The organism is Actinomadura monticuli (genome assembly GCF_041463655.1).
Classification (GTDB): Bacteria; Actinomycetota; Actinomycetes; order Streptosporangiales; family Streptosporangiaceae; genus Spirillospora; species Spirillospora monticuli.
This window is the reverse complement of record NZ_JAXCEI010000001.1, coordinates 258,198-282,961: the sequence shown is the minus strand read 5'-3', so window position 1 is coordinate 282,961 and position 24,764 is coordinate 258,198. Positions and strand designations below refer to the sequence as shown.

Sequence of the window (24,764 nt, the reverse complement as noted above, 5' to 3'; positions counted from 1 at the left end):
GGGAGCTGGGTGGGGTCGCAGAGGCCAGGGGGAAGCGACTGTTTACTAAAAACACAGGTCCGTGCGAAGTCGTAAGACGCTGTATACGGACTGACGCCTGCCCGGTGCCGGAACGTTAAGAGGACCGGTTAGATTCCTTTCGGGGGGTCGAAGCTGAGAATCTAAGCGCCGGTAAACGGCGGTGGTAACTATAACCATCCTAAGGTAGCGAAATTCCTTGTCGGGTAAGTTCCGACCTGCACGAATGGCGTAACGACTTCCCCGCTGTCTCAACCACAGGCCCGGCGAAATTGCAGTACGAGTAAAGATGCTCGTTTCGCGCAGCAGGACGGAAAGACCCCGGGACCTTCACTACAGCTTGGCATTGGCGCTTGGAGCGTCTTGTGTAGGATAGGTGGGAGACTGTGAAGCCGGCACGCCAGTGTCGGTGGAGTCGTTGGTGAAATACCACTCTGGTCGTTTTGAGCGTCTAACCCGCACCCGTGTATCCGGGTGGGGGACAGTGCCTGGTGGGTAGTTTAACTGGGGCGGTTGCCTCCTAAAGTGTAACGGAGGCGCCCAAAGGTTCCCTCAGCCTGGTTGGCAATCAGGTGGCGAGTGCAAGGGCACAAGGGAGCTTGACTGTGAGACGGACGTGTCGAGCAGGTGCGAAAGCAGGGCCTAGTGATCCGGCACCTACGTGTGGAAGTGGTGTCGCTCAACGGCTAAAAGGTACCCCGGGGATAACAGGCTGATCTTCCCCAAGAGTCCATATCGACGGGATGGTTTGGCACCTCGATGTCGGCTCGTCGCATCCTGGGGCTGGAGTAGGTCCCAAGGGTTGGGCTGTTCGCCCATTAAAGCGGCACGCGAGCTGGGTTTAGAACGTCGCGAGACAGTTCGGTCCCTATCCGCTGCGCGCGTAGGAGAATTGAGAGGGTCTGTCCCTAGTACGAGAGGACCGGGACGGACGGACCTCTGGTGTGCCAGTTGTCCCGCCAGGGGCACGGCTGGTTGGCTACGTTCGGTCGGGATAACCGCTGAAAGCATCTAAGCGGGAAGCCTTCCTCGAGATGAGTTCTCCCACTCCATGTGGGTGTAAGGCCCCCGGTAGACGACCGGGTTGATAGGCCGGAGATGGAAGCGCGGTAACGTGTGGAGTCGACCGGTACTAATAGGCCGAGTGGCTTGAACACACTGAACGTTCAATTCGAATCGCTGTGTGTTGTTCGCGTCCCTGTGTGGTTCCCAGAAAACAACCTGGGCACCGCAGTTTAATATTTGGATACCGAGCCTGGTTGCTCGGACGTTGATTTGCCCGCCCCCGCGTGGGGTGGTGCGTTGAGACGTTCGGTGGTTTTGGCGAAGGGGAAACACCCGGTCCCATCCCGAACCCGGAAGTTAAGCCCTTCAGCGCCGATGGTACTGCATGGGAGACTGTGTGGGAGAGTAGGACACCGCCGGACTTGAATTGGTCGAGGGTCGCTCCGTTTTTGCGGAGCGGCCCTCGACGCATGTAGTGGCCCTGCCAAAGTAGGCTGCAAGTGTCCACGAACCACATCAAGAACAGTGACGGACGTGATGAGCGCGGAAGAGGACGGCCGCAGCGACGAGGGCCGCGAGCGGCGGGGCGATAACGGGCGACGGAGCACTCCGCCCCGTGGTGGGGGCAACGCCCGAGGCGGTCCGGCGGGTTCCGGGGACCGCCGGGGTGGCGGGCCTCGTGGTGGCGCCCCTCGCGCGGGTGGCCCGCAGGGCGGCCGAGGACGTCCCGCCGGTGGTTCCTGGAAGGACCGGGATACGCGCGGCAAGCGTGATGACCGGAAGCCAGGCCGGCCGTCCAAGCGCTCGGATGATCGGCGTACCGACTCCCGTGAGGGACGCTCGGACGACCGTCGCGAAGGCCGTTTCGAAGGCTCGCGCGGTGGTGGTCAGGGCGGGCCGCGCGCCGGTCGGGGGCGGCCGGGCGAGCGCCGCTTCGAGGGTTCGCGTGGCGGTCAGGGCAGGCCGGGAGAGCGTCGTTTCGACGGGCCGCGCGGCGGTCAGGGCAGACCGGGAGAGCGGCGTTCTGACGGGCCTCGCGCTGGTCAGGGTAAGCCTGGTGAGCGTCGTTTTGACGGGCCGCGCGGTGGTCAGGGTAAGCCTGGAGAGCGTCGTTTCGACGGGCCGCGCGGTGGCCAGGGCAGACCGGGCGAGGGACGGTTCGAGGGTTCGCGCGGCGGCCGGAGTGAGGCCGGTGAGCGTCGTTTCGACGGGCCACGTGGTGGCCAGGGCAAGCCCGGTGAGCGTCGGTTCGAGCGGCAGGGCGAGGAGCGCCGGGAAGGGCGCTTCAGCGGATCACGTGGGCCCCGCCAGGGGCAGGGCGGGGGCGGCCCTCGGCGTGACGGGCGTCCGGGCGGTCCAGGGGAGCGCCGGTTCAAGGATCGCGACGAGCGGTCGGGCGGGCGCAGGTTCGAGGGCAGGCGCGAAGGGCGTCCGGGAGACCGGGACCGGCCCTTCAAGGCGCGCGGGCCGAAGGGACCGCAGGACGGCGGACGCTCCTACGGGCCGCCGCGCGACCGCCAGGACCGGCGGGCGCGGCCCGAAGAGCAGGAGCGTCCGAGGCACGACGATCCGCTGCTGCCGGACGACGTCACCGGCGAGGAACTGGACGCCGACGCGCGCGTCGAGCTGCGCACCCTGCCGAAGGAGCTGGCGGCCAAGGTGGCGCGCCATCTCGTGATGGCGGGACGGCTGGCCGAGGAGGAGCCGGAGCAGGCGTACAAGCACGCGAGGGCGGCGCGACGGCTCGCGTCCCGGGTCGGGATCGTCCGGGAGGCGGCCGGGATCGCGGCGTACCACGCGGGCGAATGGGCGGAGGCGCTCGCCGAGCTGCGCGCCGCGCGGCGGCTCGGCGCCGGCGACGACTCCTACCTGCCGGTGATGGCCGACTGCGAGCGCGGCCTCGGCCGTCCCGAACGGGCCCTCGACGTGATCAAGTCGCCGGAGGCGGCGAAACTCGACCCGATGGGACGCGTCGAGCTGCGCATCGTCGAGTCGGGCGTACGCCGCGACATGGGGCAGTACGACGCGGCCGTCGTCACGCTGCAGATCCCCGAGCTGCGTGATCGGCGGCTCCGGCCGTGGTCGATGCGGCTGTTCTACGCCTACGCGGACGCGCTCGTCGAGGCCGGCCGCGGAGACGAGGCGGCCGACTGGTTCGCCCGCGCTGCCGCGGCCGACCGCGACGGCGACACCGACGCCGCCGAACGCTACGCCGAGCTAGAAGGTCTCCACATCCTCGACACCGAGGACGACGACGCCGACACGGCCGACGACGCCGATGACACCACGGCCGCCACTGAGGGGGCCGACGAGGACGCCGCCGACGAGGACGCGGGCGCCGAGGAGCCGGAGACGGAACCGGAGCCGATGTCGGCGGCCACGGACATCGCGTTCCAGCCCGCCGAGCCCGAGGTGCGGGACGTGCCCGACGAGGACGCCCCGGAGGCTCCCGCGGTCTTCCTGGAGCCGAAGCCGGTGGACGATGAACGGCCGGAGAACGAGGAGCGGCCGCCGCGAGGCGATTGACCACGGGTACTTGACTGGCGAGTAGGTTTCCCGGATATTCCACGGGAACCGCGCCGTTCGGGGGGCCGCCGGACACGTCCGGCGGTGATCGACTCCTTGAGGAGACTCATGCCCCTGAACCGACGCACGTTCCTGCGCGCCGCCGCCGTCGCCGGCGGGACGACCGCGTTCTCCGGCGCCCTGTGGCAGCAGGCGCTCGCCGCCGGCCCCGCGCAGCCGGGCCCGAGCCCGTACGGCCCGCTGCTGGCGGCGGACGGCAACGGGGTGCAGCTGCCGGGCGGGTTCACCAGCCGGGTCGTGGCGCGGTCGATGCAGCGCGTCGAGGGGACGCGGTACACCTGGCACGCCGCGCCCGACGGCGGCGCCTGCTTCCCCGACGGGGACGGCTGGATCTACGTCAGCAACTCGGAGGTCCCGGTCGTCGGCGGCGTGTCCGCCGTGCGGTTCGACGCGTCCGGGAAGGTGACGTCCGCGTACCGGATCCTGAACGGCACCACGCTCAACTGCTCCGGCGGGGCGACGCCCTGGAACACGTGGCTGTCGTGCGAGGAGCACGACTTCGGCCTCGTCTACGAGACCGACCCGCGCGGGCAGAAGGCGGCGGTGGCGCGGCCCGCGATGGGCCGGTTCAAGCACGAGGCGGCGGCGTCCGACCCGGAGCGCAAGGTCGTCTACCTGACCGAGGACCAGGGTGACGGCTGCTTCTACCGTTTCCGGCCGAAGACGTGGGGCGACCTGTCGTCCGGGACGCTCGAAGTCCTGGTCGGCTCCGGGACGGGCCCCGTCACCTGGGCGAAGGTCCCCAGTCCGGAGTTCTGGCTGACGCCGACCCGCGAGCAGGTGGGGGGCGCCATGCGCTTCGACGGCGGCGAGGGGTGCTACTACACCCACGGCGTCTGCTACTTCACCACCAAGGGCGACAACCGCGTGTGGGCCTATGACGCGGCCGGCGAGCGGCTGGACATCGCCTACGACGACGACCTCGTCACCTCCGGTGAGGCGCCCCTGCACGGCGTCGACGCGGTGACCGCCACGGCGTCCGGCGAGCTCTACGTCGCCGAGGACGGCGACAACATGGAGATCAACCTCATCACCGCGGACGGGATCGTGACGCCGTTCCTGCGCGTCCTCGGCCACGACGAGTCGGAGATCACCGGCTGCGCGTTCAGCCCGGACGGTTCGCGCCTGTACTTCTCGTCCCAGCGCGGCAAGAGCGGCTTCATCGCCGGGACGGACGGCTACACGTTCGAGGTCACCGGTCCGTTCCGCCGCTGAAGCCCGCGCGCCCGGTGCTCCCTGGACGCACCGGGCCCCGCTCAGGCGTGCCGGTCCAGCGCGTGCATGATGCCGGCGACGTTGCTCTCGGCGCTGTTCAGCACCTCGTACCTGGCGACCAGGCCGGGGTCGACGTCCTCGCGCATGATGGCGTACCGGCTCCTGGTCCGGTCGACGACCATGGCGACGGCGTGGTCGAGGTCGAGGCCCTGGTCCTTGGCGTCCTGGACGGCGTCGACCCAGACGCGCAGTTCCTCCGCGGACCGTTCGAGCGTGTCGTCCACCTCGGTCACGGGCCCGTAGTGGGCGAACAGCAGCCGCTGCGGGCCCAGCGACCGGAACCTGCCGATGGATTCCAGCGCGGTGGCGAGGTGGAAGTCCGGCGGCGGCGTCGCGGGCTTCACGTCGGCCGTCTCCGGGATGTAGATGCCGGCGGCGTCGCCCACGTACAGGTCGCCGGTGTGGGAGTCCATGAGTCCGACGTGATGCTTGGCGTGGCCGGGGGAGTAGTGCGACTCCAGCCGCCGGCCGCCGCCGAGGTCGACGACGCCGGTGTCCTCGACGGCGAGGATCCGGGCCGCGTCCGTGGGCTTCAGCTCGCCGAACAGGGTGTCGAGGCTGTCCCCGTACACCATGCGGGCACTGCGCATGAGCCGCGAAGGGTCGGCGAGGTGCCGCGCGCCCTTCTCGTGGACGACGACCTCGGCCTGCGGGTACGTCTCCGCGATGTCGCCGACGCCGCCCGCGTGGTCGAGGTGGATGTGGGTCACCACCACGGTCGCCAGATCGTCGGGCCCGACGCCGAGCTCCCCGAGCGCGGCCCGCACCACGGGCGCGGAACCGGACGTGCCGGGCTCCACCAGGCATGGCCGGTCGGAAAGGATCAGGTATCCGGCGGTGATGCCGCTGTAGCCGGCCATCCTGGTGTCGATCTCGTAGACGTCCCCGCCGAGCGGTGTGATCGTGGTCGTGGTGTCCATCCTCCGATCATGGCCTCCCGGACGCGTCCGGGTCGAGGAGACGCAGGACGAGGCCCGTGCGGGGCTTCGGCCCGAACGAGGTCGACTTGCGCGGGACGCGTTCGCCGCCGCCCGCGACGGCGAGCACGTCCTCGACCCTCAGGGGGTTGAGGACGACCGCGGTGCCGCCCGTGCGCCGGGCGCGGGCGATGGCGGCGGACGGGTCGTCGTGCACCACCTCGATGGCGGTCTCGTTCTCCGGGATTTGCCACAGGTCGCCGATGAGCAGGTGGTCCAGGACGGCGGTGTCGAGCGCGCGCCAGCGCGGAGAGTGCTCGGACGGCATGCAGCGGGCGAGCGCCGCCGCATCGGGTGCCGTGAGGAGATGGAGGGAGTCGCCCCCGCCGAGAAGGAACGCGGGACTGTTCGCACCGGCGAGCGCGTCGATGGCGGACGCTTCGTCCGGGAAATCGCCGACGTGGAAGGCCGTGCGGGCGCGGTCCACGGCGTCCTGCGGGCGGAGGCCGGGCAGGACCCGGTGGATGGCGCCCAGGTGCGGCGGGTAGCGCGTGGAGTCGACCAGGAGCGCCAGGCCCTGGTCCCAGGGCCCGGGGCCGTCGCCGGCGGCGTGGTGGCGCGCCTGCAGGGCGCGGTAGGTCGCGTAGCGGTGGTGGCCGTCGGCGATGAGGGCCTGCTTGCCGCGGAGGTCGGCGGCGACCCGCGCGTGCGCGCCGGGGTCGGTGATGCGCCACAGCCGGTGCGTCAGCCCGTCGTCCGCGTCGAACTCGGTCAGCGGAGGCCGGGAGGCGGCGTCGTCGACGATCCGGGCCGCGTCGCCGCCGCCCTCGTACACCAGGAAGATCGGCTCCAGGTTGGCGTTCGCGGCCGTCATCAGCGCGAGCCGGTCGCGGACCGGGCCGGGGAAGACGTTCTCGTGCGGCAGCACGACCCCGTCGGCCTCCGCGCGCAGGCCCAGCCCGCCGATCAGGCCGCGCTGCAGGACGGTCCCGCCGCGGGCCGCCTCGTAGACGTAGAGGGCCGGTTCGGGGTCGACGGCGAGGGCGCCCTCGTCCAGCCAGCGGCGCAGCCGGTCGCCCGCCGCGCGGTAGCTCTCCCCGGCGGCGCGCGGCAGGTTGAGCCGGACGATGTTGTGCCCGCCGCCGGCCAGCAGCCGCAGCGCAGCCGCCTCGTCGATCAGGTCGTACGGCGGCATGGTCACCGCCGCCGGGTCGCCGGCCACCTCGGGGACGAACCGGACGCCCCGGAACGGGGACAGCGCCAGGCCGGCGCCGGTGCGCGGCCCCGCCGTCCCGAAGATCCGGGCGCTGAACTCCTCCGGCGCGAGTCCGGAGGAGAGGTCGTCGTCCACGGTGGGCATGGTATTCACCGCGGGGCGTCCCGCGCCCCGGCGGGTACGGTCGTAGTGATCCGAGGGGAGGTCCATATGAATGGTCAAGGGCCGGGAGGGCCGGAGGATTCCCCAGGGGACGGGCGGGGCGCCCGCGGCGAGGATCCCGCCTCGCCGGGCGGCGGGGTCTACGAGTGGTACACGCGGGGCCTGGAGCTGCTGCGGGCGGGCAGCGCCGCCGCCGCGTTGCAGCTGCTGGCCAGGGCGGCGGAGGCCGAGCCGGCGTCGCACAGCATCCGGGAGGCGCTCGGCCGCGCCCAGTTCGGCGCCCGGCAGTTCGGCGCGGCGGCCGAGAGCTTCCGCGCCATCGTCGAGGAGGAGCCCGCCGAGGACTACGCGCGGTTCGGGCTCGGGCTGGCGCTGAGCCGGCTCGGCGACTTCGAGGGCGCCGTCGAGCAGTTCGCGCTCGCCGCCGCGATGCGCCCGGAGAACAAGGACTACACGACGGCGTTGCGGCAGGCCAGGGCCACCCTCGCGGCCCGGCGCTGACCCGTTCCTTACCCGCCGGTAATAACCCCCGTACGATCGCAGGCATGAGGAGCGCGATGAAAGGCAGCGACCGTCCCCTGAGCGAGGCGTACGACGTCGCCCTGCTCGACCTCGACGGGGTCGTCTACGTCGGCCGCAGGCCCGTCCCGGCGGCGGCGGAGTCGCTCGCCAAGGCGCGCGCGGCCGGGCAGCGGCTCGCGTTCGTGACCAACAACGCCTCCCGGACCCCGTCCGCCGTCGCGGCGCTGCTCACCGAGGTCGGCGTCCCGGCCGAGGCCGCCGACGTCGTCACCTCCGCGCAGGCCGCGGCGCGGCTGCTCGCCGAGCGGCTGCCCGCCGGGTCGGAGGTGCTCGTCGTGGGCGGCATGGGGCTGCGGCACGCCCTGTACGCGCGGGGCCTGCGCCCGGTGTCGACCGCGGCGGGACGGCCGGCCGCCGTCGCGCAGGGCTACCACCCCGACCTCGGCTACGGGGCGCTGTCGGAGGGGGCGCAGGCCGTCGCCATGGGCGCCCTGTTCGTCGGCTCCAACGGCGACCTGACCATCCCCGGCGGCGAGGGCCCGCCGCACCCCGGCAACGGCGCCCTGCTGCGCGTGATCAGCGCGGCGACCGGCGTCGAGCCGATCGTCACCGGCAAGCCCGAGCGCCCCCTGCACCAGGAGTCGGTCCTGCGCACCGGCGCGCGGCGCCCCCTCGTGGTCGGCGACCGGCTCGACACCGACATCGAGGGCGCCTGGAACGGCGGCGCCGACAGCCTCCTGGTCTTCACCGGCGTCACCGACCACATGCAGGCCCTCACCGCCCCGCCGAACCGGCGGCCCAGCTACCTGGCCCCCGACCTGAGCGGGCTGCTCGTCCCGCATCCGGAGATCGTCCGGGCGGACGGCGGGCACGCCTGCGGCGGCTGGACGGCCCGGCGCGACGGCGGTGCGTTCACCGTGACCGGCTCCGGCGACCCCTACGACGGCCTGCGCGCCCTCGCGTCCGCCGCCTGGGAGAGCGACGAGCCGCCGCCCCGGGAGGCGCTCGCCGGCGCCCTGGAGAACCTGCCGTTCTAGAGGAGCTTGCGGAGCCGCAGCAGGTCGAAGATGCTCGCCTCGATCTTGACGCGGCCGGCGGCCCACGCCTTGGCCGGGTTCAGCTCGTCGTGCGCCATGGCGACGAGGTCGTCGCTGTCCACGGTGAGGCGCACCTGCGCCGCCCCCGGGTCGGCGTCGGGCTCGAACGGGTCGAGGCCGCCCCGGTGGAGCCGGGTGCGGTAGGCGAGCCCGAGGTCCCGGACGCGGCAGCTGATCGTCCGCTCGACGACGTGCTCGGCGAGCCGGTCGCCGTCCACCTCCGCCAGGCGCGCCGCGACGCGCTCCAGTGCCGCACGGCAGTCCTCCTCGTTCGCCATGGTCAGGCCGTTCCCCGTTCGTCCGGCAACGATGTCGTCCAGGGACGGTAGCGTTCTGGATGAGCCGGAGGCGACTCGTCGCGGGCGCTCCGGACCGTTGGGAGGTAAACGTGATGTCCGACGAGGCCGCGGGGACGCCGGGGTCCCCGGCCGCGCACGACGCGCCGCACGATGCGTCGCAGGACGCGCCGCAGCCGCCGCGGCCGGCGGAGGAGCCGGAGGAGCCGGAGGCCGCAGAGCCGGATTTCCCGGCGGCGTCCCTGCCCGGCCCGACCGGCGATCCGCGCGTGGACGCCGCCGTCGCGCGCCTCGCCGAACTCGGCGGGCGGCCGGTCTCCGAGCACGTGGAACTCTACGAGGACGTCCACCGCGGGCTCCAGGAGCTGCTCGCGTCCGCCGGGCAGGACGAGCCGTCCCCGCCGCCCCAGGCGCCCCGTCCCGCCTTCCCCGACGCCCTCCGCCCCCGGTGAGCGCCAGGCGCAGGCTCGACGCCGAGCTCGTCCGGCGGAGGCTGGCGCGCTCGCGCGAGCACGCCGGGCAGCTCATCACCGACGGCCGGGTGCGGGTCGGCGGGCAGAAGGCGGCCAAGGCCGCGACGCAGGTCGAGGCCGGGGCCGCGATCGTCGTCGAGGAGGCCGCCGAGGGGCCCGAGTACGTCTCGCGCGGCGGGCACAAGCTCGCGGGCGCGCTCAAGGCGTTCGCGGGCCTGGAGGTGAAGGGGCGCTCCTGCCTGGACGCGGGCGCCTCCACCGGCGGGTTCACCGACGTCCTGCTGCGCGCGGGCGCGGCCCGCGTGTACGCGGTCGACGTCGGCTACGGCCAGATCGCCTGGTCGCTGCGCACCGACGACCGGGTCACCGTCATGGAGCGGGTCAACATCCGCGAGCTGGAGCCGGGAACGCTCGGCGACCCGCCGCCCGACCTGGTCGTCGGCGACCTGTCGTTCATCTCCCTCAAGCTCGTCCTCGGGCCCGTGCAGAGGTGCGTCGCGCCCGGCGCCGACTACGCGGTCATGGTGAAGCCGCAGTTCGAGGTCGGCAAGGACCGGGTCGGCGCGGGCGGCGTCGTCCGCGACCCGGAGCTGCGCGCCGACGCCGTGCGGGGCGTCGCCCGGCACGCCGCGACGCTCGGCCTCGGCGTGCTCGGGGTGGCGGCGAGCCCGCTGCCGGGCCCGTCGGGCAACGTGGAGTACTTCCTGTGGCTGCGCGCCGGCGCCCCGCCGCTGGACGAGGGCGGCCTGGCGAAGGCGATCGAGGAGGGCCCGCGATGATCGGCCGGCCCGCGAACGGACGGGGTCCCCGGAACGTACAGAGGACGTCCGAGACGGGAACGTCCGCACGAGGGACGTTCGTCCAGACGAACGCACGCCGGAGCGCGTCGGGGAGTGGGGCGGGAGCATGAGCAGAAGGTCGGTGCTGGTCGTGACGCACACCGGGCGGCCGGAGGCCGTCCGCAGCGCGCAGCTGGTCATCGAGCGGCTCGGCGAGGCGGGGATCGGCGTCCGGGTCCTGGACGACGAGGCAGGGACGATCGGCTGCGCGGGCGTGCAGGTGATGCCGAGCAACGCGGCGGCGGCCGACGACGCCGAGGTCGTCATGGTCCTCGGCGGCGACGGGACGCTGCTGCGCGCCGCCGACCTGACCCGCACGTCCGGCACGCCGCTGCTGGGCGTCAACCTCGGCCACGTCGGTTTCCTCGCCGAGGCCGAGCGGGAGGACCTCGCCGCCACCGTCGACCGGGTCTGCGACCGCCGCTACGACGTCGAGGAGCGGATGACCGTGGACGTCACCGCCCGCCGCAACGGCACGGTCCTGGGCACGACCTGGGCGCTGAACGAGGCGAGCATCGAGAAGGCCGAGCGGGAGCGGATGCTGGAGGTCGTCGCCGAGATCGACGGCCGACCGCTGTCCAACTGGGGCTGCGACGGGGTGGTGTGCGCCACACCGACCGGCTCCACCGCCTACGCGTTCTCCGCCGGCGGACCGGTGGTGTGGCCGGAGGTGGAGGCGATGCTGGTCGTGCCGATCAGCGCGCACTCGCTGTTCGCCCGCCCGCTGGTGGTGTCGCCGCGCTCGTCGGTGGCCGTCGAGGTGCTGCCGGACACGCCCCGCGCCGTCCTGTGGTGCGACGGGCGCCGCACGCTCGACCTGCCGCCGGGCGCGCGGGTGGAGGTGCGCCGCGGCGCGGAGCCGGTGCGGCTCGCGCGGCTGCACCTCACCCCGTTCACCGACCGGCTGGTCACCAAGTTCGGGCTGCCCGTGACGGGCTGGCGGGGGCGGGTCAGGCAGCCGTCCCGGCCGTCCCCGCCGCTCGGGGACTCGCAGGTCGGGGACGCTCCGGCGGCCGGCGGCGTGGCCGGCCCCCCGGGGCCGGGAACGGGACCGGGAATCGTGCCCGAGCGGCTCCCCGGCGGATCGGACGGGGAGGCGTCCGGCGGGCAGAGGAGATAATCTCCACAGGCGCTGATCGGGGATCTGTTTGCGGAGGGTTGTGACGCCGGTGCGTCCGATGGTCGATGAGGTGCGGATCCAGGGCCTCGGGGTGATCGACGAGGCCGTGCTCGATCTGTCGCCGGGATTCAACGTGGTGACCGGGGAGACCGGGGCGGGCAAGACCATGGTGGTCACCAGCCTCGGGCTGCTGTTCGGCGGCCGCGCCGACCCGCAGCGGGTCAGGCCGGGCGCGGGCCGCGCCACGGTCGAGGGCCGGATCGTCGTCGATCCGGGCGGCCGGGTCGTGGAGCGGGTCGAGGAGTCCGGCGGCGAGCTGGACGACGGAGCGCTGATCATCAGCCGCTCGGTGTCGGCGGAGGGCCGCTCCCGGGCGTTCCTCGGCGGCCGGTCCGTCCCGGTCAACGTCCTGATCAACCTGGCTGACGACCTGGTCGCCGTGCACGGCCAGTCCGACCAGCAGCGGCTGCTGCAGGCCGGGCGGCAGCGCGCCGCGCTCGACCGGTACGCGGGCGGCGCGCTGACCAAGCCGATGCGCGCCTACACCAAGGCGTACCAGCGGCACCGCCAGGTCGGCGCGCTGCTGGAGGAGCTGACGACGCGGGCGCGCGAGCGGTCCCAGGAGGCCGACGTGCTCCGCTTCGGCCTGGAGGAGATCGAGAAGGTCGACCCGAAGGACGGCGAGGACGTCGGCCTCGCCGGCGAGGAGGAGCGCCTCGGCCACGCCGACGCGCTGCGCGGCGCCGCCGACACCGCGCACGAGGCGCTGCTCGGCGACCCCGCCGCCGCGTTCGAGGCGGCGAACGTCACGAGCCTGCTCGGCCAGGCCCGCAACGCCCTGGACGCCGTCCGCGACCACGACCCGGAGCTGGCGGCGCTCGCCGACCGGCTCGCCGAGGCCGGCTACCTCGTCTCCGACGTCGGCACCGACCTCGCGTCCTACGCCGAGTCGGTGGACGCCGACCCGGCGCGGCTCGCGGCCGTCCAGGAGCGGCGGGCCGAGCTGACCGCGCTGACCCGCAAGTACGGCGGCACCGAGGGGACGGCCGCCGCGGTCCTGGAATGGGCGCGGACGTCCGCCGCCCGCCTCACCGAGCTGGAGGGCGACGACGACCGCATCGAGGAGCTGCGCGCCGAGCACGCCGAGCTGACCGAGCGGCTCACCGCCGAGGCGGCGGAGCTGACCGCGGTCCGCACCCGCGCCGCCGAGCGCTTCTCCGGGGCCGTCACCGAGGAGCTGACGGCCCTCGCCATGCCGCACGCCCGCGTCGCGGTCACCGTGAACCCGACCGGCGAGTACGGGCCGCACGGCGTCGACGAGGTCGAGGTCCGGCTCGCGCCGCACCCGGGGTCGCCGCCGCTGCCCCTGCACAAGGGCGCGTCCGGCGGCGAGCTGTCCCGGGTGATGCTCGCCATCGAGGTCGTGTTCGCGGGCGCCGACCCCGTCCCGACGTTCGTGTTCGACGAGGTCGACGCGGGCGTCGGCGGCAAGGCCGCGGTGGAGATCGGGCGCCGGCTGGCGCGGCTGGCCCGCAACGCGCAGGTGATCGTCGTCACGCACCTGCCGCAGGTCGCGGCGTTCGCCGACCAGCACCTGCTGGTGGAGAAGTCCGACGACGGCACCGTGACCAGCAGCGGCGTCACCGCCCTGGACCGGGAGGGCCGCGTCCGCGAGCTGTCGCGGATGCTCGCCGGCCTGGAGGACTCCGAGCTCGGCCGCGCCCACGCCGAGGAGCTCCTCGCCATGGCCGCCGACGAACGGTGACCAGGCCGATCGTCACAGAGGGTACGCGAGTGGACGCGCCTGGACGGTCGCGCTTTCCGGCGTCGGCTCCCGCGCTCTGGCAGGATGGTCGGTGATGAACGACCCGTCACCCACCACCGAGTCCGGCGCCGAGCGGGGCGTCCGGCCGTCCCGGAAGCTGCCCCGCCGGGTGCTCACGCTCGGCCGCGGCCGCGAGGACGGCCGGTCCGGGGTCAGCGCCACGGTCCGGCTCGACCGCCGCACCAAGGACCTGACCAAGCGGCTGCAGCCCGGCGAGATCGCGGTGATCGACCATGTCGACCTCGACCGCGTCAGCGCCGAGGCGCTGGTGTCGTGCGAGGTCGGCGCCGTCGTGAACGTCGCGCCGAGCATCTCGGGCCGCTACCCGAACCTCGGCCCGCAGATCCTGGTCGAGGCCGGCATCCCGCTGGTGGACGACGTCGGCCCGGAGATCTTCACCAAGCTGCACGAGGGCGACCAGGCCCGTGTCGAGGGGCCCGCCGTGTTCCGCGGCGAGGACGTCGTCGCCAAGGGCACCGAGCAGACGGACGAGTCCGTCGAGACGGCGCTGACCGAGGCCAAGGCGGGGCTCGCGTCCCAGCTGGAGGCGTTCGTCGCCAACACGATGGAGTACGTCAAGCGCGAGCGCGACCTGCTCATCGACGGCGTCGGCGTCCCGGACGTCACCACCAGGATCAACGGCAGGCACGCGCTGATCGTCGTCCGCGGCTACCACTACCGCGAGGACATCGCGACCCTGCGGCCCTACATCCGCGAGTACCGCCCGGTCCTGATCGGGGTGGACGGCGGCGCCGACGCGCTGCTGGAGGCCGGCTACCGGCCCGACATGATCGTCGGCGACATGGACTCGGTGTCCGACGACGCGCTCACCTGCGGCGCCGAGATCGTCGTGCACGCCTACCGGGACGGCCGCGCGCCCGGCCTCAAGCGCGTCCACGAGCTCGGGCGGGAGGCCGTCGTGTTCCCGGCCACCGCCACCAGCGAGGACATCGCGATGCTGCTCGCCGACGACAAGGGCGCGACCCTGATCGTCGCGGTCGGCACGCACGCGAACATGGTCGAGTTCCTCGACAAGGGCCGCGCGGGCATGGCCAGCACGTTCCTCACCCGGCTCCGGGTGGGCAGCAAGCTCGTCGACGCCAAGGGCGTCAGCAGGCTCTACCGCAGCCGGATCTCCACCTGGTCGCTGCTGTTCCTCGTCCTCGGCGCGTTCATCGCCATCGTCACCGCCGTCGCCATGTCCCCGGCGGGGGACGTCATCAGTCCCCTGCTCGCCGACCGCTGGCACGCCTTCGTCTTCTGGCTGACCGGACTCTTCACGTGATCGATTTCCGTTACCATCTCGTCTCCATCGTCGCGATCTTCCTCGCGCTGGCGCTCGGCATCGTGCTGGGCTCCACCACGCTGTCGGACTCGGTGAGCGACACCCTGCGCCAGCAGGCCAACTCGGCGGCCAAGACCGCCCAGCAGGCCCGGCTGGCGCAGCGCGACCTGCAGCACCGGGTGAACGGCCAGGAGCAGTTCACCAAGGTGCTGGCGCCGCAGATCGTCCAGAACCGGCTGAAGGGCCAGTCGGTGGTGCTCGTCGAGACGCCCGGCGCCGGCGACGACGGCATCGAGCAGGTCAGCGAGCTGGCGAAGAACGCGGGCGCCGCCGTCACCGGGCGCGTCACGATCCAGAAGAAGCTCCTGGACGCCGACCAGCGCACGACCGTCGACGAGCTGTCCACGCAGCTGAAGGGCGACGGCGTCGAGTTCCCCGCCGACGCGAGCGCCTACGACAAGGCGGGCGCCGTGCTGGCGAACGCCCTCGTCACCAAGGACCCGGCGAGGTCCGGCCGCGAGGACGCCGTCGGCGGCGCCGTCCTCAACGGCTTCAAGGCGGCCGGGTACGTCACCACCAGCGGAAAGCCCGGCCAGCACGCGACGCTCGCCGTCATGGTCGCGCCCGCCGCCCCGTACGCCTACGACGGCGGCGACGAGGCCAACAAGGCACTGATCTCGCTGGCCGCCGCACTCGACGGCGCCGGGCGCGGTACCGTCGTCGGTGGCCCGCCGACCTCCGCGCAGGAGGGCGGGCTGATCGCGGCGCTGCGCGACGCCGACGCCGCGGACTCGGTCTCCACCGTCGATGTGGTGGACACCGCGTCCGGGCAGGTCGTGACGATCCTGGCGCTGCAGAAGGAGATCGGCGGCAAGTCCGGGCAGTACGGGACGGGCGCCGGCGTGAGCGGCTACCTGCCCTCGCCCGCGCCCCCGGCGGGGAAGAACGGGTGACCTGATGAAACGACGCATCGCCAGCGGCGTGCGGCTCGCGGCCGGGATGGGCCTCGGCGCCGCGGCGGCGCGCGCCGCGTACGCCGCGCTGACCCGCCGGCCGCCCGGGCTGAACGGCCTGCCGGGCGAGGACGTCTGGGGCCGCACCAACCACCGCGGCGAGCCGGTGACGCTGCTGGAGGGCCCCGCGTTCGTCGCGGGCGCCGCCGCGGCCGGGCTGCTCGCCCCCGGCGCCGCCGGCCGGATGCGCGCCGCCGCGCTGCTCGCCGGCGCCGGCTCCGGCGTCCTCGGCGGGTACGACGACCTGGCGGGGTCCGGCGCGTCCCGCGGCTTCAAGGGCCACCTGACGGCGCTCGCCCGCGGCGAGGTCACCAGCGGCGCGGTGAAGATCCTCGGCATCGGCGCGACCGGGCTGGCCGCCGCCGCGGTCGCCGGGTCGCCCGCCCCGTCCCGGACGGGGCGCGCGTTCGACGCCCTCGTCAACGGCGCGCTCATCGCCGGGTCCGCGAACCTGATGAACCTGTTCGACCTGCGTCCCGGGCGGGCGGTCAAGGTCGGCCTCATCACCGGCGCCCCGCTGGCGCTCACCCGGTCGGGCTCCGCCGTCGTCGCGGCGCCGCTCGGCGCCGCCGCCGCGCTGCTCCCCGAGGACCTCGGCGAGCGGGCCATGCTGGGCGACACCGGCGCCAACGCGCTCGGCGCGCTGCTCGGCCTCGCCGCGACCCGGCTCGGGCGGGGGCCGCGGCTCGCCGTGCTGGCCGGGGTCGCCGGGCTGAACGCCGCCAGCGAGGTCGTCAGCTTCACCAAGGTCATCGCGGGCAACCCGGTGCTGAACCGCATCGACATGCTGGGGCGCCGCCCGGCGGCCGTCCCCGCGCCGGCGGAGAAGCCGGTGACGGAGGACGCGTTCCGCCCGCCGTCCGTCCCGCCGCAAGCCGGTCCGGCGGGCAACGGCGTCGCCGCGGGCCCCGCCTAGGTGCACCGGACGGCCTCCGCGGAACGTCCACGAGCGTGACCCCTCCCGAAACGTCCTCCCCGTCCTCGCGCTCCCCGGCGGCGCGCCGGCTGGCCGGCGGCCTCGCGGGGGCCGCCGTCGTCATCGCGGTCATCACGGTCCTGTCGCGGCTCGCCGGGTTCGGGCGCACCTACGCCTTCTCGCAGACGGTCACGACGTCCTGCCTGAGCCAGGCGTACTTCACCTCGACGCAGTTCCCCAGCATCGTCTACGAGATCGTCGCGGGCGGCGCGCTCGCCAGCATGGTCGTGCCGGTGCTGGCCGGGCCCGCCGAGCGCGGCGACCGCGAGCAGGTCCGCAGGATCGGGTCGGCGCTGCTCACCTGGATCGTCGTGCTGATGGTGCCGCTGTCGGCGCTGATGGCGCTCGGCTCCCGCCCGATCATGGAGGTGCTGGTCGGCGGCGACCTCACGGGCTGCTCGCGCGGCGACATCGTGGACGTCGGCTCCAGCATGCTCGCGATCATGTCGGCGCAGATGGTCATGTACGGGATGGCGGTCGTCCTGTACGGGCTGCTGCAGTCGCACCGCAGGTTCGTCGCGCCCGCGCTCGCGCCGCTGATGTCGAGCCTGGTGGTGATCGGCGCCTACGTCGCCTACGCGCCGCTCGGCCGGGGCCACGAGAACGACCTCGCGGGCCTGCCGCTGGACGCGGAGCTGACCCTGTCGGTCGGGACGACGCTCGGCGGCGTCGCGATGGCGGCGACCGCGGGGATCGCGGCGTGGCGGCTGAAGCTGCGGCTGCGTCCCACGCTGCGCTTCCCGGACGGCGTGGCGCGGCGGGTCCGGCGGCTCGCGGTCGCGGGCCTCGCCACCGTCGCGGCGCAGCAGCTGTCGGCGCTGCTGGTCGTCCGGCTCAGCTACGAGGGCACGGGCGGCGCGCTCGCCAACTACCAGTACGCGTGGGCGATCTACCTGCTGCCGTGGGCGATCCTGGCGGTGCCGATCGCGACGAGCGCGTTCCCGCTGCTGTCGGCGCGGATCAGTGCGGGGGAGCAGGACCGGTTCGACCAGGTCACCGCGTCCACGACCCGCGCGGTGATCCTGGTGTCGTGCGCGGGCGCCGCCGCGCTGGCCGCCGTCGCGGTGCCGGTCGCGGCGGTGTTCAACCCCGGCCATCCCGACCAGCAGGAGGTGCTGTCGCGCGCGGTGCTCGCGTTCGCGCCGGGCTTGCTCGGCTACGGGCTCGTCGCCCATCTCGGCCGCGTCCTGTTCGCCTGCCACCGGGGCCGGATGGGGGCCGCGGCGGTCGTCGCCGGCTGGGCGGTCGTGATGGTCGCCGACGTCGCGCTGGTGCTGTCGGTCGACCGGCAGTGGGTCGTCGCGGCCCTCGGCATCGGCAACGCGGTGGGGATGACCGTCGCGGGCGTGCTGCTGCTGGGCACGCTCGTCCGGGCCCGGGGGGCGGCGTCCGCGCGGGGGCTCCCGCGCGCGCTGGCGGCCGGGCTGCTGGGCGGCGCGGCGGGCGGCGCCGCCGGATACGGGGTCGCCGCGCTGCTCGGCCCGGGCGGCACCGGCCCGGCCGGCGAGCTGCGCAACGTCGGGACGGGTGCGCTGGCCGCGCTGGCCGCCGGCGCGGTGTTCCTGATCCTCGCGTTCCTGATCGACGGCCGTGACCTGCGCGCCGTCCTCACCCGGAAGGTGACACGCAATGGCTGACGACCGGGACCTGGACGGGCTGCGCGTCGCGATCGTCCTCGGCACCAGCGCGGGCGGCGTCGGACGGCACGTCCGGTCCGTCGCGGCGGGCCTCGCCGGACGCGGCGCCCGCGTGCTCGTGTGCGGGCCCGCCGCGACCGAGGAGCAGTTCGGCTTCAGCGGCACCGGCGCGCGGTTCGCCGAGGTGGACCTCGCCGACCGGCCCCGCCCGGTGAACGACGCCAAGGCGGTGCGGCGGCTGCGCGCGCTGCTGCGCGGCGCCGACGTCGTGCACGCCCACGGGCTGCGGGCGGGGGCGCTCGCCGTGGCGGCGGGGGCGCGGGTCGCGCCGGGGCCGCTGCGGTTCTCGCGGGGCGGCCCGCCGCTCGTCGTCACCCTGCACAACGCCGTCATCACGGGCGGGCGGACGGCCGCCGTGTACGGGGCGCTGGAACGCGTCGTGGCGCGCGGCGCCACCCGGGTCCTCGGCGTCTCGCCCGACCTGGAGGAGAGGATGCGGTCGCTCGGCGCCCGGTCGGTGGGCCACGCGGTCGTCCCGGCCCCGGCGCCGCGGACGCAGCCGGGCCCGGCCGTCCGCGCCGACCTGCGGGCCGAGCTGGGCGTGGGGGAGCGGCCGCTGATCCTCACCGTGGCGCGGCTCGCCGAGCAGAAGGGCCTGCCCACGCTGCTGGACGCCGCCGCGGTGTGGGCGGCGCGCACCCCGCCGCCGCTCGTCGCCCTCGCCGGCGACGGCCCCCTCGAAGCCGGCCTGCTCGCCCGGATCGAGGCGGAGGACCTGCCCGTCCGGCTGCTCGGCCGCCGCTCCGACGTCCCGGGGCTGCTGGCCGCCTGCGACGTGGCGGTCGTGCCGAGCGTGTGGGAGGGGCAGCCGCTGGTCGTCCAGGAGATCCTGCGGGCCGGACGGCCGCTGGTCGCCACCCGCGTCGGCGGCATCCCCGGCATGGTCGGCGCGGCGGAGCGGCCCGCGGGCGGGTCGCTGCTGCATGGGCCGGAGAGCGACGCGGCGCTGCTGGTGCCGCCGGGCGACGGGGAGGCGCTGGAGCGCGCGGTGAGCCGCGTCCTGGACGACCCGTCGCTCGCCGCGCGGCTCGGTTCGGCCGCCGCCGAGCGGGCGGCGCTGCTGCCGGACGAGGCGGACGCCGTCGACCAGCTCGCGAGCATGTACCGGGAGCTGACCGACACCCGCCGCTGAGGCATCGCCGGGCCTTAGACGGGCCAACCGGGGACAGGGTTCGGAACCGGGCCGAAGAAATCCGGTGAACCTGGAACGCCTCCGGCGCCGCCCGCGTTCAAGTAGGCAAGTGGAGGGGAGTATCCCCGCGCGCGGTTCTCGTCAATACGGTCGGTCCGTACCGGCCCGGGTTCCGCGGCCCGCACGCTCGGTGTTCAGGGCGGGAGAGACCTCCAGCGCTCGTTCGTGTCCGCTGGAGGTGTTCACGTGTCCGTCTCACCCATGGTGTGGGGCCTGACCATCGCAGGAATCCTCGCCGTCATCGCCGCCGACCTGTTCCTGATCCACAGGAACGACACGCGGGAGTTCACGACCCGCAGGGCCGCGTTCTGGTCGGCGATCTACATCGGCCTCGCCGCGCTGTTCGGCGTCGGCGTCTGGCTCTTCGCCGGCGGCCGGTACGCCGGCGAGTACTTCGGCGGGTTCGTCACCGAGAAGAGCCTGAGCGTCGACAACCTCTTCGTCTTCATGGTGATCCTCACGCGGTTCGCCGTGCCGAAGCAGGCGCAGCACACCGTGCTGATGGCGGGCATCGTGATCGCGCTGCTGCTGCGCGGAATCTTCATCGCGGTCGGCGCCGCGGCGATCTCGACCTTCACGTGGGTCTTCTTCCTCTTCGGCGCGTTCCTCATCTGGACCGCGGTCGGCCTGGTGCGCGGCGGCGACGAGGAGGAGTTCAAGGAGAACCGCCTGCTGCGGTGGGCCAAGCGCGTCATCCCCACCTCCGACGAGTACGAGGGCAGCCGGTTCACCACGCGGGCGGGCGGCCGCCGGCTGATGACGCCGATGGCCATCGTGATGATCGCGATCGGCTCGACCGACGTGCTGTTCGCGCTGGACTCCATCCCCGCGATCTTCGGGCTGACCACCGAGCCGTACCTGGTCTTCACGGCCAACGCGTTCGCGCTGATGGGCCTCGTCCAGCTGTACTTCCTGATCGGCGGCCTCACCGACCGGCTGGTCTACCTCGCGCACGGGCTGGCGTTCATCCTCGGCTTCATCGGGGTCAAGCTGATCTTCCACGCGCTGCACGAGTACGGTGTCGCGTGGGCGCCGGAGATCCCGATCTGGCTGTCCCTCGCGGTCATCGCGGGCACCCTCACGGCCACCACCGTGGCGAGTCTCGCCGCGGGGCGGCGGCCGGAGGGCAAGGGGCTGCGCGAGCCGCTCCGCGAAGCCGGGGCGGACGAGCCGGACGCCGCGGCGACACGCGAGAGCTGAGACCCGCGGCACTCCCCACAGACCCGAATCCTGTTCTAGAATCTCGGTCAAAAGGTCTGAGAGAGGGTTACGCATGGCCATCGGGCTGACCGAGGAGCACGAGGCGCTCGCCGATTCGGTGCGCGGCTTCGCCGAGCGCAACATCCCGGCGACGGCCGTCCGAGCCGCCCTGGACGCGGACGAGGAGACCAGGCCCGGGTTCTGGCCCGCCCTGGCGGAGCAGGGCCTGCTGGGCCTGCACCTGGACGAGGAGCACGGCGGGCAGGGCTACGGCCTGCTGGAGCTGTCGGTCGTGCTGGAGGAACTGGGCCGCGCCGCCGCGCCCGGCCCGTTCCTGCCGACCGTCCTCGCGAGCGCGGTCATCGACGCGTCCAGCAACGCCAAGCTGCGCGCGGAGCTGCTGCCCGCGCTCGCCGACGGGTCGAAGACCGCCGCCGTCGCGCTGGACGGCGCGCTGACCGGCCGCCGCGACGGCGGCTCCCTGGTCGTGTCCGGCACGTCCGGGACGGTGCTCGGCGCCGCGCTCGCCGACGTGATCGTCCTGCCGGTCGCGGCCGACGACGGCGAGCAGTGGGTCGCCGTCGACGCCGCCGACCTCACCGTCACCCCCGTCGCGAGCCTGGACCGGGTCCGCCGCGTCGCCGCCGTCGAGGCGTCCGGGGTGCCGGTCGCCGCCGACCGGGTCGCGGACGGGCTCACCGCCGGCCGCGTCACCGACATCGCCGCCGCGCTGTTCGGCGCCGAGGCCGCCGGCCTCGCCGGCCGGCTGGTCGAGACCGCGGCCGAGTACGCCAAGGTCCGCGAGCAGTTCGGCCGCCCGATCGGGCAGTTCCAGGGCGTCAAGCACAAGGCCGCGCGCAGCCTGATCGCGCTGGAGCAGGCCCGTGCCGCCGCCTGGGACGCCGCCCGCGCCATGGACGAGGGCACCGACGAGGCCGAGTTCGCCGCCGCGGTCTCCGCCGTCATCGCGCTGGACGCGGGCGTGCAGACCGCCCGCGACGCCATCCAGATCCTCGGCGGCATCGGCTTCACCTGGGAGCACGACGCGCACGTGTACCTGCGCCGCGCCCTCACGCTCCGGTCGCTGCTCGGCCCGTCCAAGGGCTGGGCCGCCAAGATCGCGAAGCAGGCGCTGGAGGGGGGCCGCCGCGAGGTCGTCCTCGAACTCGACGCCGACGCCCAGCCGCTGCGCGAGCGGATCCGCGCGGAGGTCGCCGAGCTGGCCGCGGCCGAGGACAGGGCCGCCCGTATGGGCGACGAGGGCTGGACCGTCCCGCACTTCCCGAAGCCGTGGGGCCGCGAGGCCGGGCCGGTCGAGCAGATCCTCATCCAGCAGGAGCTGAAGGCCGCCAAGGTCAAGGCCCCGAACCTGGGGATCGGCGCCTGGCTGGTGCCGTCCCTCGTCCGGTACGGGTCGGACGAGCAGAAGGAGCGCTTCCTCCGCCCGACGCTGCGCGGCGAGATCGTCTGGTGCCAGCTGTTCTCCGAGCCGGGCGCCGGCTCCGACCTCGCGTCCCTGTCGATGAAGGCGGAGCGCGTCGAGGGCGGCTGGAAGCTCACCGGGCAGAAGATCTGGACGTCCCTCGCCCAGCACGCCCAGTGGGGCTTCTGCATCGCCCGCACCGACCCCGACGCCGCCAAGCACGACGGCATCACCTACTTCCTCGTCGACATGAAGGCGGCGGGCGTGGACGTGCGCCCGCTGCGCGAGCTGACCGGCGAGGCGCTGTTCAACGAGGTTTTCCTGGACGGCGTCTTCGTCCCGGACGACCGCGTCGTCGGCGAGGTGAACCGCGGCTGGCAGGTCGCGCGGAACACGCTGTCCAACGAGCGGGTGTCGCTGTCCACCGGCGGCGGCCTCGGCATGGGCGTCCCGGAGCTGCTGAAGTTCTTCCAGGGCCGGGACCTGGACGCCGTCGCCGCCGCCGAGGTCGGCAAGCTCGTCGCGCAGGGCCAGTCCATCGACCTGCTCGGCCTGCGCACGACCCTGAAGCAGCTGAACGGCGTGGAGCCGGGCGCGGAGGCCAGCGTCCGCAAGCTCCTCGGCGTCCAGTTCAACCAGGACGTCGCCGACTACTGCTGGGCCGCGCAGGGCACGGCCGCCGCCACCGAGGTCCCCATGACCGAGAGCGGCATCGTCGCCCGCGCCATGCTGTTCAGCCGCGCGATGACCATCTACGGCGGCACGACGGAGGTCCAGCTGAACATCATCGGCGAGCGCCTCCTCGGGCTGCCCCGCGACCCGGAGCCCGGCAAGTAGCCGCTACGGGCGCGGCCGGAACGTGTAGGTGAGGTTCACCAGCACGATGCCGGCGAGGGCGAGCAGCAGGCCGGGCAGGCCGGCGTTGACGACGGCGATCGCGCTCAGCGGGATCGCGGCCAGCAGCGACAGCACCGCCATGGCCAGGCTGTGATCGCGTGGCGCGGCGGTGTACTCGCCGCCGCGGCGCGGCTCGGGCGCCGGACGGCGCCGGGACCGCGGCGCGGCGGCGGTGCGGGCGTCGAGGGCCTCCTCGATGCGGTCCACGACCGTCTCGATGAAGGCGTCGTCGTAGTCGGGCCCGAGCTCGCGCCGGGCGGCCAGCGCCGCCGTGAGGTCCTCGCGGGGCAGTCGTGGGGTGGTCATGGCTCCGTTATAGGCAGCCGGCCCGCCCGCCCGCGTCACCCCGAGGTGCGAACCGCCGAGTACGCCGCAGGTAGCAACCGGAATACACTGCGGCTTTCGCCCCAGATCCCCCCGGAGGTCTTCGTGGCCCGTTCGATGGTCGTCGGCGCCTGCGCCGTCGCCGTGCTCGCGCTGGCCGGGTGCGGCGGGGGGGAGAAGGGGGACGCCGCGGGCGCCGATCCGTCCGCGCCGGCCACGACGCTGGCGCCGCTGCCGGCGGTGCGGCCGGCCGACGTCAAGCCGCTCGTCGGGCGCTGGGTCGGCACCGCCGAGGACTACTTCCAGTTCGCCGCCGACGGCGGCGGAGTGTGGGTGCGGGGCGGGCAGAAGCTGTGGAGCGGGTCGGCGATCCCCGAGGGCGGCGGCAAGTTCCGCTTCTCGTGGCGGGGCGGCGACCCCCGGACCGCGTCCTACTGGGGCGTCAGCCTGGAGAACGCGAACACGCTCGTCTTCGCCGGTACCAACCAGAAGTACAAGAAGGTCGTCTCGAAGCGGGGCGCGAAGAAGGGCAACGGATGACCGACGGAATGTTCGCCTCGCCGGCGGACGTCGAGGCCAGGCTGGCCGAGGTCAGCTACCTCGCGGACGAGGCGATCGCCACGACCGTGTACCTCGCGCAGGCGCTCGGGAAGCCGCTGCTCGTCGAGGGCCCGGCCGGGGTCGGCAAGACGGAGCTGGCGAAGGCCGTCGCGGCGGCGACCGGCGCGGAGCTGATCCGGCTGCAGTGCTACGAGGGGCTGGACGAGGCCCGCGCCCTCTACGAGTTCAACTACAAGAAGCAGCTCCTCGCCATCCAGGCGGCCCCGGCGGACCGGGCCTGGCAGGAGACCCACGACGACATCTTCTCGGAGGAGTTCCTGCTGGAGCGGCCGCTGCTGGCCGCGATCCGGCGCGCGGACCCGACCGTCCTGCTGATCGACGAGGCCGACAAGGCCGACGTCGAGGTGGAGGGCATGCTGCTGGAGGTCCTGTCGGACTTCCAGGTGACGATCCCCGAGCTCGGGACGGTGAGCGCGGTCCGGCGCCCGTTCGTCCTCATCACCTCGAACGCGGCGCGGGAGCTGTCGGAGGCGCTCAAGCGCCGCTGCCTCTACCTGCACCTGAACTACCCGGCGCCCGAGCGGGAACGCGACATCGTCCTCGCGCAGGTGCCGGGGATCGAGGCGGAGCTGGCCGAGCAGCTCGTCCGCACGGTGGGGACGCTGCGCGACCTGGAGATCAAGAAGGCGCCGTCCATCGCGGAGACGGTCGACTGGGCGCGCACGCTGCTCGCGCTCGGCCTGGACGACCTGGACGAGGCCGCCGTCGCGCGGACCCTCGGCGTCGTCCTCAAGCACGTCTCCGACCAGGAGCGCGCGGCGAGGGAACTGGGGCTGCGGGGCTGA

General features: G+C 73.8%; 21 protein-coding genes, 2 rRNA genes and 1 pseudogene (1 of these 24 only partly in view). 19 read left to right on the top strand and 5 right to left on the bottom strand.

All coding sequences use genetic code 11. The features are described 5' to 3' along the window. Both SM611_RS01360 and rrf read left to right on the top strand, forming a co-directional pair. A 23S ribosomal RNA gene (locus SM611_RS01360) occupies positions 1-1,175 on the top strand (it extends 1,891 nt beyond the left edge of the window). A gap of 153 nt (positions 1,176-1,328) precedes the next feature. After that, positions 1,329-1,445, top strand: a 5S ribosomal RNA gene (gene rrf, locus SM611_RS01355). 871 nt (positions 1,446-2,316) lie between these two features. Here rrf and SM611_RS01350 read toward each other — a convergent pair. Next, on the bottom strand, positions 2,317-2,694 hold the full coding sequence (locus tag SM611_RS01350; RefSeq protein WP_371946912.1) for a hypothetical protein: 378 nt from the start codon (positions 2,692-2,694) through the stop codon (positions 2,317-2,319). On the opposite strand from SM611_RS01350, the gene SM611_RS01345 reads away from it, so the two are divergent. Further along, a complete protein-coding gene (locus tag SM611_RS01345; RefSeq protein WP_371946911.1) occupies positions 2,683-3,549 on the top strand; it encodes a hypothetical protein in 867 nt (288 codons plus the stop codon). The genes SM611_RS01350 and SM611_RS01345 overlap by 12 nt on opposite strands. A 108-nt stretch (positions 3,550-3,657) precedes the next feature. Continuing rightward, positions 3,658-4,824 carry an alkaline phosphatase PhoX gene (locus tag SM611_RS01340; protein WP_371946910.1) on the top strand — a complete coding sequence of 389 codons (1,167 nt, stop codon included), beginning with the start codon at positions 3,658-3,660 and terminating at the stop codon, positions 4,822-4,824. A gap of 41 nt (positions 4,825-4,865) precedes the next feature. Here the strand turns inward: SM611_RS01340 and SM611_RS01335 are convergent, their stop codons facing one another. Continuing rightward, the gene (locus tag SM611_RS01335) at positions 4,866-5,804 is read right to left on the bottom strand and encodes an MBL fold metallo-hydrolase (protein WP_371946909.1); all 939 of its coding nucleotides are present in this window, start codon (positions 5,802-5,804) and stop codon (positions 4,866-4,868) included. Positions 5,805-5,811: 7 nt separating this feature from the next. Further along, on the bottom strand, positions 5,812-7,161 hold the full coding sequence (locus SM611_RS01330) for a DUF1015 family protein (protein ID WP_371946908.1): 1,350 nt from the start codon (positions 7,159-7,161) through the stop codon (positions 5,812-5,814). A gap of 66 nt (positions 7,162-7,227) precedes the next feature. Here SM611_RS01330 and SM611_RS01325 point away from each other — a divergent pair, with 66 nt between their 5' ends. Together SM611_RS01325 and SM611_RS01320 are read left to right on the top strand one after the other, a co-directional pair. After that, positions 7,228-7,680: a tetratricopeptide repeat protein gene (locus SM611_RS01325; RefSeq protein WP_371946907.1), complete on the top strand. Its 453-nt coding sequence runs from the start codon at positions 7,228-7,230 to the stop codon at positions 7,678-7,680. A gap of 56 nt (positions 7,681-7,736) precedes the next feature. Further along, positions 7,737-8,738 (top strand): HAD-IIA family hydrolase, encoded by a 1,002-nt coding sequence (locus SM611_RS01320; RefSeq protein ID WP_371947400.1) that lies wholly within the window; start codon positions 7,737-7,739, stop codon positions 8,736-8,738. On the opposite strand, the gene SM611_RS01315 is transcribed toward SM611_RS01320, so the two are convergent. After that, on the bottom strand, positions 8,735-9,076 hold the full coding sequence (locus tag SM611_RS01315; protein ID WP_371946906.1) for an SCP2 sterol-binding domain-containing protein: 342 nt from the start codon (positions 9,074-9,076) through the stop codon (positions 8,735-8,737). The genes SM611_RS01320 and SM611_RS01315 overlap by 4 nt on opposite strands. A gap of 113 nt (positions 9,077-9,189) precedes the next feature. Between SM611_RS01315 and SM611_RS01310 the strand changes: the two genes are divergently transcribed. The 11 genes and pseudogenes from SM611_RS01310 to SM611_RS01260 all read left to right on the top strand — a co-directional run bounded on the left by SM611_RS01310 (position 9,190) and on the right by SM611_RS01260 (position 22,974). Next, positions 9,190-9,546: a hypothetical protein gene (locus SM611_RS01310; protein WP_371946905.1), complete on the top strand. Its 357-nt coding sequence runs from the start codon at positions 9,190-9,192 to the stop codon at positions 9,544-9,546. Then, the gene (locus SM611_RS01305; protein WP_371946904.1) at positions 9,543-10,346 is read left to right on the top strand and encodes a TlyA family RNA methyltransferase; all 804 of its coding nucleotides are present in this window, start codon (positions 9,543-9,545) and stop codon (positions 10,344-10,346) included. The genes SM611_RS01310 and SM611_RS01305 overlap by 4 nt, the downstream gene beginning before the upstream one ends. 127 nt (positions 10,347-10,473) lie before the next feature. Then, positions 10,474-11,370 (top strand): annotated as a pseudogene (locus SM611_RS01300) (NAD kinase); the annotation flags it as partial. Between the two features lie 214 nt (positions 11,371-11,584). Further along, positions 11,585-13,291 (top strand): DNA repair protein RecN, encoded by a 1,707-nt coding sequence (gene recN, locus SM611_RS01295; RefSeq protein WP_371946903.1) that lies wholly within the window; start codon positions 11,585-11,587, stop codon positions 13,289-13,291. Positions 13,292-13,385: 94 nt separating this feature from the next. Then, complete coding sequence (steA, locus tag SM611_RS01290; protein ID WP_371946902.1) at positions 13,386-14,636, top strand: putative cytokinetic ring protein SteA; 1,251 nt, start codon at positions 13,386-13,388, stop codon at positions 14,634-14,636. After that, entirely contained in the window at positions 14,633-15,589 is a 957-nt protein-coding gene (locus SM611_RS01285; RefSeq protein ID WP_371946901.1) for a copper transporter, read from the top strand. Before steA ends, SM611_RS01285 begins: the two co-directional genes overlap by 4 nt. A 4-nt stretch (positions 15,590-15,593) precedes the next feature. Then, a complete protein-coding gene (locus SM611_RS01280) occupies positions 15,594-16,565 on the top strand; it encodes a hypothetical protein (protein ID WP_371946900.1) in 972 nt (323 codons plus the stop codon). 35 nt (positions 16,566-16,600) lie between these two features. Next, on the top strand, positions 16,601-18,262 hold the full coding sequence (gene murJ, locus SM611_RS01275) for a murein biosynthesis integral membrane protein MurJ (RefSeq protein WP_371946899.1): 1,662 nt from the start codon (positions 16,601-16,603) through the stop codon (positions 18,260-18,262). Beyond that, a complete protein-coding gene (locus SM611_RS01270) occupies positions 18,255-19,454 on the top strand; it encodes a glycosyltransferase family 4 protein (RefSeq protein WP_371946898.1) in 1,200 nt (399 codons plus the stop codon). The genes murJ and SM611_RS01270 overlap by 8 nt, the downstream gene beginning before the upstream one ends. Positions 19,455-19,700: 246 nt before the next feature. Continuing rightward, positions 19,701-20,714, top strand: coding sequence for a TerC family protein (locus SM611_RS01265; protein WP_371946897.1), 1,014 nt, complete (start codon positions 19,701-19,703; stop codon positions 20,712-20,714). A gap of 73 nt (positions 20,715-20,787) precedes the next feature. Then, positions 20,788-22,974 carry an acyl-CoA dehydrogenase family protein gene (locus SM611_RS01260; RefSeq protein ID WP_371946896.1) on the top strand — a complete coding sequence of 729 codons (2,187 nt, stop codon included), beginning with the start codon at positions 20,788-20,790 and terminating at the stop codon, positions 22,972-22,974. Positions 22,975-22,977: 3 nt separating this feature from the next. Here the strand turns inward: SM611_RS01260 and SM611_RS01255 are convergent, their stop codons facing one another. After that, on the bottom strand, positions 22,978-23,340 hold the full coding sequence (locus tag SM611_RS01255) for a hypothetical protein (protein WP_371946895.1): 363 nt from the start codon (positions 23,338-23,340) through the stop codon (positions 22,978-22,980). Positions 23,341-23,463: 123 nt separating this feature from the next. On the opposite strand from SM611_RS01255, the gene SM611_RS01250 reads away from it, so the two are divergent. After that, positions 23,464-23,898: a hypothetical protein gene (locus SM611_RS01250; RefSeq protein ID WP_371946894.1), complete on the top strand. Its 435-nt coding sequence runs from the start codon at positions 23,464-23,466 to the stop codon at positions 23,896-23,898. Continuing rightward, entirely contained in the window at positions 23,895-24,764 is an 870-nt protein-coding gene (locus SM611_RS01245) for an AAA family ATPase (RefSeq protein WP_371946893.1), read from the top strand. Before SM611_RS01250 ends, SM611_RS01245 begins: the two co-directional genes overlap by 4 nt.

What these genes read in the sequence shown, in the direction of transcription:
- recN (WP_371946903.1), top strand. Translation starts at nt 11,585, where the DNA reads ATGGTCGATGAGGTGCGGATCCAGGGCCTCGGGGTGATCGACGAGGCC.
- SM611_RS01280 (WP_371946900.1), top strand. Translation starts at nt 15,594, where the DNA reads ATGAAACGACGCATCGCCAGCGGCGTGCGGCTCGCGGCCGGGATGGGC.
- SM611_RS01325 (WP_371946907.1), top strand. Translation starts at nt 7,228, where the DNA reads ATGAATGGTCAAGGGCCGGGAGGGCCGGAGGATTCCCCAGGGGACGGG.
- SM611_RS01310 (WP_371946905.1), top strand. Translation starts at nt 9,190, where the DNA reads ATGTCCGACGAGGCCGCGGGGACGCCGGGGTCCCCGGCCGCGCACGAC.
- SM611_RS01340 (WP_371946910.1), top strand. Translation starts at nt 3,658, where the DNA reads ATGCCCCTGAACCGACGCACGTTCCTGCGCGCCGCCGCCGTCGCCGGC.
- SM611_RS01255 (WP_371946895.1), bottom strand. Translation starts at nt 23,340, where the DNA reads ATGACCACCCCACGACTGCCCCGCGAGGACCTCACGGCGGCGCTGGCC.
- SM611_RS01245 (WP_371946893.1), top strand. Translation starts at nt 23,895, where the DNA reads ATGACCGACGGAATGTTCGCCTCGCCGGCGGACGTCGAGGCCAGGCTG.
- SM611_RS01315 (WP_371946906.1), bottom strand. Translation starts at nt 9,076, where the DNA reads ATGGCGAACGAGGAGGACTGCCGTGCGGCACTGGAGCGCGTCGCGGCG.
- steA (WP_371946902.1), top strand. Translation starts at nt 13,386, where the DNA reads ATGAACGACCCGTCACCCACCACCGAGTCCGGCGCCGAGCGGGGCGTC.
- SM611_RS01270 (WP_371946898.1), top strand. Translation starts at nt 18,255, where the DNA reads ATGGCTGACGACCGGGACCTGGACGGGCTGCGCGTCGCGATCGTCCTC.
- SM611_RS01320 (WP_371947400.1), top strand. Translation starts at nt 7,737, where the DNA reads ATGAAAGGCAGCGACCGTCCCCTGAGCGAGGCGTACGACGTCGCCCTG.
- SM611_RS01330 (WP_371946908.1), bottom strand. Translation starts at nt 7,161, where the DNA reads ATGCCCACCGTGGACGACGACCTCTCCTCCGGACTCGCGCCGGAGGAG.
- SM611_RS01335 (WP_371946909.1), bottom strand. Translation starts at nt 5,804, where the DNA reads ATGGACACCACGACCACGATCACACCGCTCGGCGGGGACGTCTACGAG.
- SM611_RS01260 (WP_371946896.1), top strand. Translation starts at nt 20,788, where the DNA reads ATGGCCATCGGGCTGACCGAGGAGCACGAGGCGCTCGCCGATTCGGTG.
- SM611_RS01350 (WP_371946912.1), bottom strand. Translation starts at nt 2,694, where the DNA reads ATGGCGCGCCACCTTGGCCGCCAGCTCCTTCGGCAGGGTGCGCAGCTC.